The sequence below is a fragment of the Acutalibacter sp. genome, from assembly GCF_056800975.1.
Genome location: NZ_JBQISV010000077.1, coordinates 1 through 10,219 on the forward strand (window position 1 = coordinate 1; position 10,219 = coordinate 10,219).

Annotated in this window: 10 protein-coding genes and 2 riboswitches; of the genes, 6 read left to right on the forward strand and 4 right to left on the reverse strand. The window is 59.3% G+C overall.

The genetic code is table 11. The features are described from left to right. The first annotated feature begins 271 nt into the window (after positions 1 to 271). Positions 272 to 952: a ribonuclease III gene (gene rnc / locus ACTO5E_RS08455; protein ID WP_482302976.1), complete on the forward strand. Its 681-nt coding sequence runs from the start codon at positions 272 to 274 to the stop codon at positions 950 to 952. Next, positions 952 to 1,959, forward strand: a complete 1,008-nt coding sequence (locus ACTO5E_RS08460; protein ID WP_482302977.1) for an elongator complex protein 3 — start codon at positions 952 to 954, stop codon at positions 1,957 to 1,959. The genes rnc and ACTO5E_RS08460 overlap by 1 nt, the downstream gene beginning before the upstream one ends. A 103-nt stretch (positions 1,960 to 2,062) precedes the next feature. Here the strand turns inward: ACTO5E_RS08460 and ACTO5E_RS08465 are convergent, their stop codons facing one another. From ACTO5E_RS08465 to ACTO5E_RS08475, 3 genes are all read right to left on the reverse strand, one after another. Continuing rightward, on the reverse strand, positions 2,063 to 2,485 hold the full coding sequence (locus ACTO5E_RS08465; RefSeq protein WP_482302978.1) for a VOC family protein: 423 nt from the start codon (positions 2,483 to 2,485) through the stop codon (positions 2,063 to 2,065). 53 nt (positions 2,486 to 2,538) lie between these two features. Beyond that, positions 2,539 to 2,973, reverse strand: coding sequence for a pyridoxamine 5'-phosphate oxidase family protein (locus tag ACTO5E_RS08470; protein ID WP_482302979.1), 435 nt, complete (start codon positions 2,971 to 2,973; stop codon positions 2,539 to 2,541). Between the two features lie 109 nt (positions 2,974 to 3,082). Then, positions 3,083 to 3,250 (reverse strand): hypothetical protein, encoded by a 168-nt coding sequence (locus ACTO5E_RS08475; RefSeq protein ID WP_482302980.1) that lies wholly within the window; start codon positions 3,248 to 3,250, stop codon positions 3,083 to 3,085. An 83-nt stretch (positions 3,251 to 3,333) separates the two neighbouring features. On the opposite strand from ACTO5E_RS08475, the gene ACTO5E_RS08480 reads away from it, so the two are divergent. After that, on the forward strand, positions 3,334 to 4,266 hold the full coding sequence (locus tag ACTO5E_RS08480; RefSeq protein ID WP_482302981.1) for a glycerophosphodiester phosphodiesterase family protein: 933 nt from the start codon (positions 3,334 to 3,336) through the stop codon (positions 4,264 to 4,266). 195 nt (positions 4,267 to 4,461) lie between these two features. Here the strand turns inward: ACTO5E_RS08480 and ACTO5E_RS08485 are convergent, their stop codons facing one another. After that, complete coding sequence (locus tag ACTO5E_RS08485) at positions 4,462 to 6,408, reverse strand: methyl-accepting chemotaxis protein (protein WP_482302982.1); 1,947 nt, start codon at positions 6,406 to 6,408, stop codon at positions 4,462 to 4,464. A 474-nt stretch (positions 6,409 to 6,882) separates the two neighbouring features. On the opposite strand from ACTO5E_RS08485, the gene ACTO5E_RS08490 reads away from it, so the two are divergent. The 3 genes from ACTO5E_RS08490 to ACTO5E_RS08500 form a co-directional block, all read left to right on the forward strand. Then, positions 6,883 to 7,515 (forward strand): recombinase family protein, encoded by a 633-nt coding sequence (locus tag ACTO5E_RS08490; RefSeq protein WP_482302983.1) that lies wholly within the window; start codon positions 6,883 to 6,885, stop codon positions 7,513 to 7,515. 167 nt (positions 7,516 to 7,682) lie between these two features. Further along, complete coding sequence (locus ACTO5E_RS08495) at positions 7,683 to 8,153, forward strand: hypothetical protein (RefSeq protein WP_482302984.1); 471 nt, start codon at positions 7,683 to 7,685, stop codon at positions 8,151 to 8,153. A gap of 89 nt (positions 8,154 to 8,242) precedes the next feature. Next, a riboswitch (cyclic di-GMP riboswitch) is annotated at positions 8,243 to 8,310 on the forward strand. Positions 8,311 to 8,387: 77 nt separating this feature from the next. Further along, positions 8,388 to 8,485: riboswitch (cyclic di-GMP riboswitch) on the forward strand. Positions 8,486 to 8,525: 40 nt separating this feature from the next. Next, positions 8,526 to 10,219: InlB B-repeat-containing protein (locus ACTO5E_RS08500; RefSeq protein WP_482302985.1), on the forward strand; the 1,694-nt coding region annotated here is incomplete at its 3' end.

Genomic DNA, 10,219 nt, shown 5'->3' on the forward strand with positions numbered 1-10,219 from the left:
TTCTGACCCAACCGAGTTCAAGACCAGAGAGCCGCTGCCGCCAAATAGTTGAGAGACTACCGGTAGGAGTTTGCCGGTACTTTTGCGAAGCAAAAGGCGACTCCTTCGGACTCGAGGCAAACGGCGATGTGGAACGAAGCTCCACATCGGGTGGCTCTGCCCGAAGGGCAATGTCAGAAGCTCCCGACCCGCCGCCCACCCCAACCAATCAAAAAGAAAAGCAAAACCACCTCCCCAAGCACAGCATCACACGAAACAGGAGACTGCAACCATGAAACCACTGGAAGAATACGAAAAGCGCATCGGCTACCAGTTCAAGGACAGAACCCTGCTGGAAACAGCCCTGACCCACTCATCCTACGCCAACGAGAACCGCTGCCAGAGCTATGAGCGGCTGGAATTTCTGGGGGACTCGGTGCTGGGCTTTGTCACCGCCGAGTACCTGTTCACCCACTATGCCAGCCTGCCCGAGGGCCAGCTCACCAAAACCCGGGCCGCGCTGGTGTGCGAAAAATCCCTCTGCGGCTTTTCCCGCAGCCTGGATGTGGGCAGCTTTCTCCGGCTGAGCCACGGGGAGATGCACTCCGGCGGTCGGGAGCGTCCCAGCATTCTGGCGGACGTGTTCGAGTCCACCACAGCGGCCATCTACCTGGACAGCGGCGACCTGGAAAAGGCCAAGGCCTTTATTTTGCGCTTTATCATCCCAGCCGCCAAAACCCGCAGCAGCCGCACCTTCAAGGACTATAAAACTACCCTGCAGGAGATCATTCAGCAGAACCCGGAGGAGCGTCTGGAGTATGTGGTCACTGGCGAGAGCGGCCCCGACCACCAGAAGCATTTTACCGTGGAGGTGCACCTGAACAGCAACGTAATCGGCAAGGGCGGCGGCAGAAGCAAAAAGGAGGCCGAGCAGCAGGCCGCCCGGGAGGCTTTGGAGCTGATGGGCTACTGATGGGCCGGGAGAAGCACGCCAACATCAGCATTTTTGTGCCCCATCTGGGCTGTCCCCGGCAGTGCAGCTTCTGCGACCAGAGGGCCATTACCGGGCAGGCCCAAAGCCCCCCAACCCCAGAGGACGTGTGGTCTGCGGCCCGGCGGGGCGCAGAGACCCTGGGCCCCCGCCGGGAGCAGGCGGAGATCGCTTTTTTTGGGGGCAGCTTTACTGCCATTGACCGGGCCTACATGCTGGCCCTGCTGACTGCGGCAAAGGCTGCGGTGGAGCGTTGGGGCTTCCGGGGGGTGCGCTGCTCCACCCGGCCCGACGCCATTGACCCCCAGACGCTGGCGGTGCTGAAGGCCCACCGGGTGACCGCGGTGGAGCTGGGCGCCCAGTCCATGGACAACCAGGTGCTGCGGGCCAACCGCCGGGGCCACACAGCCGCCCAAACCAGGGAGGCGGCGGAGCGCATCCGTCAGGCCGGGTTGGAGCTGGGACTGCAAATGATGACCGGCCTCTACGCCAGCACCCCTGAAAAGGACCTGGCCACTGCCCAAGGCCTCATTGCCCTGGGCCCGGCCACGGTGCGGGTCTACCCAGCCATCGTCCTCCCCAACACCGGCCTGGCCCGGCTTTACCAGACCGGCCAATACCGCCCCCAAACTCTGGAACAGGCGGTAGACCTGTGCGCGGCCCTGCTGGACCTGTTTGAGGGGGCCGGGGTGCGGGTCATCCGCATGGGGCTGCACCCCAGCCCAGCGGTGGAGGCCAGCCGTCTGGCCGGTCCCTACCACCCGGCCTTTCGCCAGCTGGCGGAGAGCCGAAGATTTCTGCTCAGGCTGACTCAATCGCTGAAGCCCCACGGCCCTGGCCGCCGCACCGTGGCAGTGCATCCCCGGCACGTCTCTACCGCCCTGGGGCAGGGGAGGGAGAACCTGCAAAAGCTGCAAGCCTTTGGCTGGCAGGTACAGTTTGTACAGGACGCCTCCCTGGAACCAGGCAGCTGGCGGATTGACCGATAACAACCAGAAGAAAGCAGACTGTTTCTGCAACGGAAACAGCCTGCTTTCTTCTTTGTCTTTCCCATGTCCCGCCCTTGCGGGAGGCAGGTCCGCCGGCGGAAATTCACCGCTCGGTCTGCTCGGTCATAATCCCCCAGCGAATCCCGAACTTGTCCACAAAAACCACCCGGCAGGAGCTGTAAGGCGTGGCCTCCATGGGGTAGATGGTCTGGCTCCCCTCCTTCATCACCTCATAGGCCCTTTGCACCTCCTCCTTTGTATCAAACATCACCGTAAGAAAATTAGAATAACAGGTTTGAAATTCTATGTCCACATGGTCGGCCAAAATAATACGCTGCCCGCCCAAAATCAGCTCCGAATGGTAGATGAAATCCTTCTGATTCTCCTTCAGCAGCGGCAGATACGCAGGGTCATTGGCCTCTCCATAGGTAATCAGACAGGAGATACTCCCCTGAAACCCCCTGGCATACATATGAATGGCTTCCCGGCAGCTTCCGCCGAAATTCAGTGTAGGCACAATTTGCATATTTCTTCTCCTTTTTTCATCGATGTATGGCGTCCAAAGACAGAGCCGCCCTCCTAGTCCACCTCTCCCCGAAGCTCCTCCCAGTCCACAAACAGACTGTAGCGTTGGGCAGTGAAGCGAATCACACAGAAGTTAGGGTCCTCCGGTCCAGAAAAATGGTTGGCCAGGCCCTCATACCACATCTCCCGGCAGGTCTCCGGGTCAGTCACAACCTCAGCCGTGCCGGTGAGGGAGATGTGGTAGCTGGGGGAGTTGAAGCACACAGCGGCCCTGGGGTTCTCCCCCAGGCGCAGGGCGCTGGGAGCCCCCCGCCCGGTGCAGAAGGTAACCCAGCGGATACCCTCGCTGCGGGAGGGGCTGATGGTGGTGGGAACAGGCGAGCCGTCCGGGTCCATGGTAACCAGCGTGGCGTAGCTGTCCTTGTCCTGGCGGACCGTGCGCTGGGCAATCAAGTCCCCGGCGCGGGCGACAATTTTGTCAGCTTTCATGGCAATACTCCTTTGCTATGGTTTTTTTGACACGCTTATCATAACAGAGAGAACCAGACAGCCGTATGTCATGTTCCAGACAGAAAAGAAAACCCCTTCCCCCGACCTCTCAAAAACCCCCTCCCATAAGAGCGCCCAAAGCAAAGCGCATATAAGCAAGACTTTCGACAAGCGTCCAGAAAGCTTTGTCCTCCTTTTCAGCGTTGGCAGGCTTCTCAAGGCCCCCCACCTGAGCCGCCGGAGACCATTCCCCCTTCAAAAACTCTTTCTTGTACAAGCCCCCCTCCCATCTGGGGCTTGAAAAATCCTTCGCTTTGGTATATGATGGAGTCAAACCAAACACAGAAGGGCAGGATGCTTATGATGATACTACAGGCAGGTACGCCAGGGGGGCCGGTTCTGGCAGGCATATTGCTGGCAGCTTTGGCGGCGGCGCTGGCCTGGCTGTGGCTGATTGCCCCCCAGCTGGGGCCCAGGCCCGGCTTTCAGGACTTCAAAGCCTTTGACTACGCCCACCGGGGCCTTCACGACCTGGAAAAGGGCGTGCCCGAAAACTCCCTGCCGGCCTTCCGCTTGGCGGAGCTGGGGGGGTTTGGCATGGAGTTCGACCTGCAGCTGACCAAGGACAAACAGGTGGTGGTGCACCATGACCCCAGCCTGAAGCGCAGCTGCGGCTCCGACCGGGTGATTGCCGCCATGACCTATGAGGAGCTGCGGGGCTACCGGCTGTTTGGCGCCCAAGAGCCCGTTCCCCTGTTCCGGGAGGTGCTGGCCCAGCTCAAGGGCTCCACCCCGCTGATTATTGAGCTGAAGGGCTATAACGACCCGGCGGAGCTGTGCGCGCTGGTCATGAAGGAGCTGGCCGGCTACCGGGGCCGGTACTGTGTAGAGTCCTTCGACCCCCGAATCGTGCGCTGGTTCCGGAAGAACCGGCCGGATGTGGTGCGGGGCCAGCTGATGGGCCGCTTCCAAAAGGGAGACGACGGGCTCAGCCGCATACAGGCCTTTTGCGGGCGCAATCTGCTGACAAACTGGTACACCCGCCCCCACTTTGAGGCCTACCATCTGCACACCCGGGACATCCCCGCCATGTGGGCGGTAAAGACGCTGTTCGGGATGCAGGAGGTGAGCTGGACCATCCGCAGCCAGGAGGAGTATGACCGGGCCAAGGCCCTGGGGAGCCTGGTGATTTTTGAGCACATTCTGCCCGCCGGGGCCCAACGCCGCCCTCAAAAAAGCTTCAGCGAGCTGCTGCAGGCCGCTCGTGTCACAGCGGCGCGGCGCATGAAGTAGAGCCCCCCAACAAAAACAAAAAAGCCAGAGAGCCGGCAGGCCCTCTGGCTTTTTCCATTCTACTCTCAAACCGACTCCGCAACAACCCACTCCAACCGCCGAGCGTAGGGGGGACAGCCCAGTCCCCAAAATAGTGATTGCCTCAAAAAGCAAGCCCGCCTGCATGGGGCGCAGACGGGCTCACTTGGGGCCGTTTTATTCCAGCCGGAAGCGGCCCACCAGCTCGTTCATCATCCGGGACTGCTCCAACAGCGCCTGAGAGGTAGCCGCGCTTTGCTCAGAGGTAGCCGAGGTGTTATGTACCACCGAAGAGATCTGCTCAATCCCTTCTGTAACCTGAGAGATGGCCGCAGTCTGACCCTCTACCGCCTCAACCACGCTGCCCATCTTAAGGGTTACATTCCCCGCCAACACGCCGGTTTTGTCCAGAGATTCAGTGACCATGCCGACAATCCGCCCGCCCTCTGAAATCGCCTGAATCGAGTTCTCAATCAGCTCCTTGGTGGCCTTGGCGGCTTCGTCAGACTTGGAGGCAAGCCTGCGCACCTCGTTGGCCACCACCGCAAAGCCCTTTCCAGCCGTGCCCGCCCGGGCAGCCTCCACCGAGGCGTTCAACGCCAGAATATTGGTCTGGAAAGCGATGTTCTCAATGGTCTCAATAATCTTCCCAATCTCCTGCGAGGAGCTGTGCATGGCCTCTGTGGCGGAGTTCAGCTCCTTCACATAGTCGATGCTCACGTTCAGCTGAGCCCCGGCCTGGTCCACAAACTGACCGGCCTCCTCCGCCGAGGCAAGGGTGCGCCTGGCGTTTTCCGCAATATCCGCGGCCGTGGCCGAGAGCTCCTGAACCGCGCTGGTTTGCTCGGCAGCGCCCTGGCTCAAAGACTGGGCCCCGTCGGCAACCTGCCCTGCGCTGTGGGCCACATTGCCCGCCGACCGGCTGATTCTGGAAAGAGTATCCCGCAGGGAGCCATGTATGGTTTTGATGGACTGGGCAATGGCGGCAAAATCCCCCCAATAGGTGCGGTCCGGCTCCTCCTGAAAGTCCCCGTCCGCCATTTTGCCCAGGTGGTGAGACACATCCTGCACCACATCATGCAGGCGGGCGCGGGTGATATCCAGGGCCTTGGTGAGCTCAGCGGTTTCATCCCGAGAGCTGACCACCGGGGCCGGGGTCTTCAGGTCGCCGTCCGCCAGCTTTTCCAGCCGGGCCACACAGGCGCGAATCGGCCGGGAGATCGACCGCCCCACAATCACCGCCACCGGGAAGCTGGCGATCACCACCAAAGCCACCACCAGCACCGTGAGCCAGATGCTCTGGTCCAAGGTAGACTTAAACTCCCGCTGGCTCATCTCAATGGCAATGCTCCAATTCTGGTTGCCCCCAATGGGGGCAAAGCCCACCAGCTTGTTGTCGCCATAAAATTTGTACGCGCCAAAGCCGGTCTCCCCGTTCACCATCCGCTGGTTCACCGCAGCCACGTCCGCTGCGCTGGGGTCCGATTTGGCCGCCTCGATCATATTAGAGCCTTCCTCCACCACCGAACGCTCCCGGTGGCCAATCACGTTTCCCTTCTGGTCCAGCACATAGGCCACGCCCTCTGTGCCCATGGCCAGGTTCACCACAATGTCAGACAAAAAGTCAGCGTTAATGGCCCCGTAGACAAGGCCCTCAAAGCGTCCCTCCACCAGAATGGGGACCTCCATCAAAAAAATCATCTGACTGCCGTCGTTCATAATGTCAGAGATATAGGGCTTCAAAGTGGCCTTGCACTGCTCAAAATAGTCCTGGCCGGCATAGCTCTCCCCTGTGGAGGAAAAGCCGTCCGCGTCCATCTTTCCCGTGTAGACAAACCCGTTGCGCACCGCCATATCGTCCCGCACAGAGACCAGCTCCCGTGCGTCCGGGGCCGATTCCCGAAAAATGTCCGAGGCGGCGGCCTCGCTCAAAGCGGTCCAGTATTTGTCCATCCGCCACTGCACCGCGTCCGCCGCCATCTGGGTGGCAGGGCCCAGGGTCTTCTCCATCATGGAGTCAATGCCCTGGGCGTTGAGCAAAGCGGTGACTATGCCAATCAGCAAAGCCCCGGCAAATACCACAAACAGCATACTGGCCTGAATTTTCATCTTGATCGACTTCATCTGGCATCTTCCTTCCACAGTTGTTTCTGCGGCATACTCCCATAAGCTGAGCGGAGATATTGAAGCGGCTTTTCGCCAGCCTCCGCTCCAAAAATCCAAACACCTCCCGCGTTCAGAATTTTGAGCCGGAAAGCTGGCGAAAAAACGCTTGCGAACGCTTGTGGGAACACGCCCTATCAAGAAAAGCCAGCCCCCGGCACAGCGCCTGGCGGCTTTTCTATTTACGAAAATATTAAACCACAAAACTTTATGGAGAAGTCCGGCGCTGTGACTTGGCGTCGCCAAGTCATGCGCAGCAAGGGCTTCTCCTTGTGTTCGCCAGAACACATTATACCACGCTTTATGCTTTGATGCAACATAAATTCTGCGGCGGAACGTCCTTCCCGTACCCAGCCCCGCTACTGGTGACAATTTGCCGCGTTGCCAGGTTTTGCATTATAATGACAAGAAACCACACGGAAGGGACGTGAACAAATGAAGATCTACGGCTACATCCGCGTTTCCAGCACCGACCAGAATGAGGACAGGCAGCAAATGGCAGTAAACGCCAAGGGCGTACCATTGCAGAACGTTTTTATGGACAAGCAGTCCGGCAAAGACTTTGAGCGGCCCCAGTATAAACGACTGGTAAAAAGGCTCAGGCCCGGCGACCTGCTCTACATACTCAGCATTGACCGGCTGGGCCGCAACTACAAGGAGATTCAAGAGCAGTGGCGCATCCTCACCAAAATCAAAAATGTGGACGTCTGCGTGATCGACATGCCCCTGCTGGACACCCGCACCGCCAAGGACCTGATGGGCACCTTCATTGCCGACCTGGTGCTGCAAATTCTCTCCTTTGTGGCCGAAAACGAGCGGGCCAACATCCGCCAGCGGCAGCAGCAGGGCATTGCCGCAGCCAAGGCCCGGGGGGTCCGGTTCGGCAGGCCCGAAAAGCCCCTGCCCGAGGATTTCACCCAAATCGTGCGCAAGTGGGAGCAAAAGGAGCTGGACCTGCAGGATGTGCTGGAAAAATGCAACATCAGCGACGCCACCTTTTACCGGCGTCTGCGGCAGCTCCGGGTCGCAGACTGCGCAAAAATAAAAGAGAATCCTGTCAAAAGGTAGACCTTTTGACACTGAAATCTTTCTGGGGGAAATGGGGGAGCTTGGGGAACAAAGTCGGACATAAATCATAGAATGGGCTTGAAATCATTTCCAGAGTATGCTAAAATAGCTAATAAGAGGAGAAGTGTCAAAAGGTCTACTTTATTTCTGGGAAAGGGGCTGAGGCTATGGGACACTCCCGGCAAAAAATCGACCTGACAGGCCAGCGGTACGGCAGGCTGACCGTGCTGGGCCCGGCGGAGAACATCGGCGAGCGCACCGCCTGGCGCTGCCTCTGCGACTGCGGCCGCCACACCACCGTGAAAACCAACCAGCTGCGCAGCGGCCACACCAAAAGCTGCGGCTGTATGGATAGAGGCCCCGTCTATGTAGACGGCACCAGCCCCGAAATGCTCCGCGCCGCCAAGGTAGCCCGCAAAAACAACACCAGCGGCGTGCCCGGCGTAGACTGGTGGGCCGCAAAGGGAAAGTGGCGGGCTACCATCTGCTTCAAGGGCAAACGCTACTATCTGGGCAGCTATTCCCACTTTGAAGAGGCCGTCCAGGCCCGAAAACGGGGCGAGGCGGAGCTTCACGATCCATTTTTGGATGAATACGCCGGCGCAGCCGCAAACCAGCGGCCCCCGGCTGATTCATAAATACACAGAGGAATGGAGGTGGTCGACAGATGAAGCCGGGAGGGATGCCGCCGTAAGGCCGCCCGCCAACGCGCCGCAAGCGGGCGAAGCAAGGCGCAGGGCAAACCATTGGAAACAATGGGACGCAAAGCCAGAGGCTGAGAGACCTGCTGTTGCAAGCCAGCAACGCCAAAAAGCTTTTGCGCAGCAAAAGCTTGGAGACTTGCTGCGCAGCAGCAACGTCTTATGCTCGTTCGGTTGCAATGGCAAACCGTTGGAAACGGCGGGACCGCAAAGCCAGAGGCTAAGGCGCGGGGGAGCGTCCCGCGCGCTACGCTCGTTCGGCTACCGGACTACTTTGCGTCCGATTTTTGCAAAGAGAGGAAAACAATTATGAAAAAAGCAAAAAGCAAGCTATACCAGCGCGTTCTGGCTTTGGCGCTGGCGTTGACGCTCTGCCTGGGCATGGTGCCCGTGGCGTTGGCCGAGGACGGCGCACCCGCGTCCCCCGAGGCCGCTGCCACCGAGACCGCCCCCCAGGCTCCTGCCGAAGCGCCCGCCGAGGCCCCCACGCCCGCCGAGCCCCCTGCCGAGGCCCCCGCACCCGCGGAGCCCTCTGCACCGGTAGAGGCCCCCACCGAGGCCCCTGCGGAGACCCCCACGGAGGCACCCGCCGAGACCCCCACGGAGGCACCCGCCGAGACCCCCACGGAGGCCCCTGCGGAGACCCCCACCGAGGCCCCCGCCGAGACCCCCACTGAGGACCCGGCGGAGGACCCCGCGCCCGTTGAGACCCCCGCCGAGACCGAGAGCAACAGTGCTGCCAAGCCTGCCGCTGCGAAAAAACCTGCGGCTATGTTTGCGGCAAGAGCAGCTGTTACTTCTGTAAACTTAGGCGGCGTTGAGATGAATGTGGGCGAAACAGCAACACACTATTCGTGGCCCAGGCTGGGCTTCTTCTGCAAAAACGACGACACGCTTATGACCTACGCCACCATGTATGAATATGGTGACTGCTATGGAGGCGCGGAGGACAGTTCCATTACAAAGTTCACTTCTCAGGGATATGCTGGTAATATCTATCAATATATCCAAACAACGGTTCAAGGCCTAAAAGGTGGGGTAACCACTTTTAAGATTTCGACTTCTGTCCACATGTACAAAAAAGGTTTCGCGAAATGCTCAGAATGTGGAACCTTGTGGAAAACCGACGCGAATCGGTGGGTACCCTACACCGACAGCTGGACCGTAACCGTTTACGACACCTTTACCCTTAACTACAATGTAAACGGCGGTGACGGAAGCAATGGCACCCTGAGCGAGCGTGCTGCACAGGAATATTTTACCTTTGTGAATGTTCCCGCACCGAGCCGCGATGGGTATACGTTCTCTGGCTGGTCAACTGACCCGAATGCCACAACGGCAGAGGAAAACGCGCTGACGGTTGGCCCTAGCCCCAGTGACACCGAGAAAACTGTTTACGCTGTATGGCAGAAGAACGAGGAGGAAACGCCGCCCACCACCTACACCGTCACCTACACCGACGGCGTGGTCGGCGACATTGTTTTCGACGACCAGAGCACTGAGGGCCTGAGGGAAGGAGCGTCTACCCCCGCTTTTAAGATGGCTAACCAGGGTACTGAGACCGTGAATAGCACCGTTGTGCCCAAGCGCGACGGCTACACCTTTATGGGTTGGGCTCCCACAGTCAATTCCAAGGTATCTGCCGCTGACGCTGACAAGAACGGCGTAATCACCTACACGGCCACCTGGCAAAAGGCTATCCAGGACCTGACAGTCACCAAGACCCCCAGCAAAGAATATCCCGAGGTAGGCGAAGAATTCAAGTACACCATTGAGGTAAAGAACGACAACGCCCAGCCCGTAGTGGTAACGGTCACTGACAAGCTGAACGAAAAGCTGGACTTTGTCAAGGTCAGTCAGAGCGATGGCGGGGTGTACGACAAGGACACCCACACCGTAACCTGGACAAACGTCAACATTCCCGCCTACGGCTCCAAGGAGCTGCTTCTATGGGTCAAAGCCAACGCAGCCGGTGAAATCTACAACGAGGCGAAAGTCCAGTG

Bases quoted from the DNA above. Each gene is read 5' to 3' on its own strand.
- ACTO5E_RS08495 (WP_482302984.1), top strand. From the start codon at position 7,683: ATGGGACACTCCCGGCAAAAAATCGACCTGACAGGCCAGCGGTACGGC.
- rnc (WP_482302976.1), top strand. From the start codon at position 272: ATGAAACCACTGGAAGAATACGAAAAGCGCATCGGCTACCAGTTCAAG.
- ACTO5E_RS08470 (WP_482302979.1), bottom strand. From the start codon at position 2,973: ATGAAAGCTGACAAAATTGTCGCCCGCGCCGGGGACTTGATTGCCCAG.
- ACTO5E_RS08460 (WP_482302977.1), top strand. From the start codon at position 952: ATGGGCCGGGAGAAGCACGCCAACATCAGCATTTTTGTGCCCCATCTG.
- ACTO5E_RS08465 (WP_482302978.1), bottom strand. From the start codon at position 2,485: ATGCAAATTGTGCCTACACTGAATTTCGGCGGAAGCTGCCGGGAAGCC.
- ACTO5E_RS08480 (WP_482302981.1), top strand. From the start codon at position 3,334: ATGATGATACTACAGGCAGGTACGCCAGGGGGGCCGGTTCTGGCAGGC.
- ACTO5E_RS08485 (WP_482302982.1), bottom strand. From the start codon at position 6,408: ATGAAGTCGATCAAGATGAAAATTCAGGCCAGTATGCTGTTTGTGGTA.
- ACTO5E_RS08490 (WP_482302983.1), top strand. From the start codon at position 6,883: ATGAAGATCTACGGCTACATCCGCGTTTCCAGCACCGACCAGAATGAG.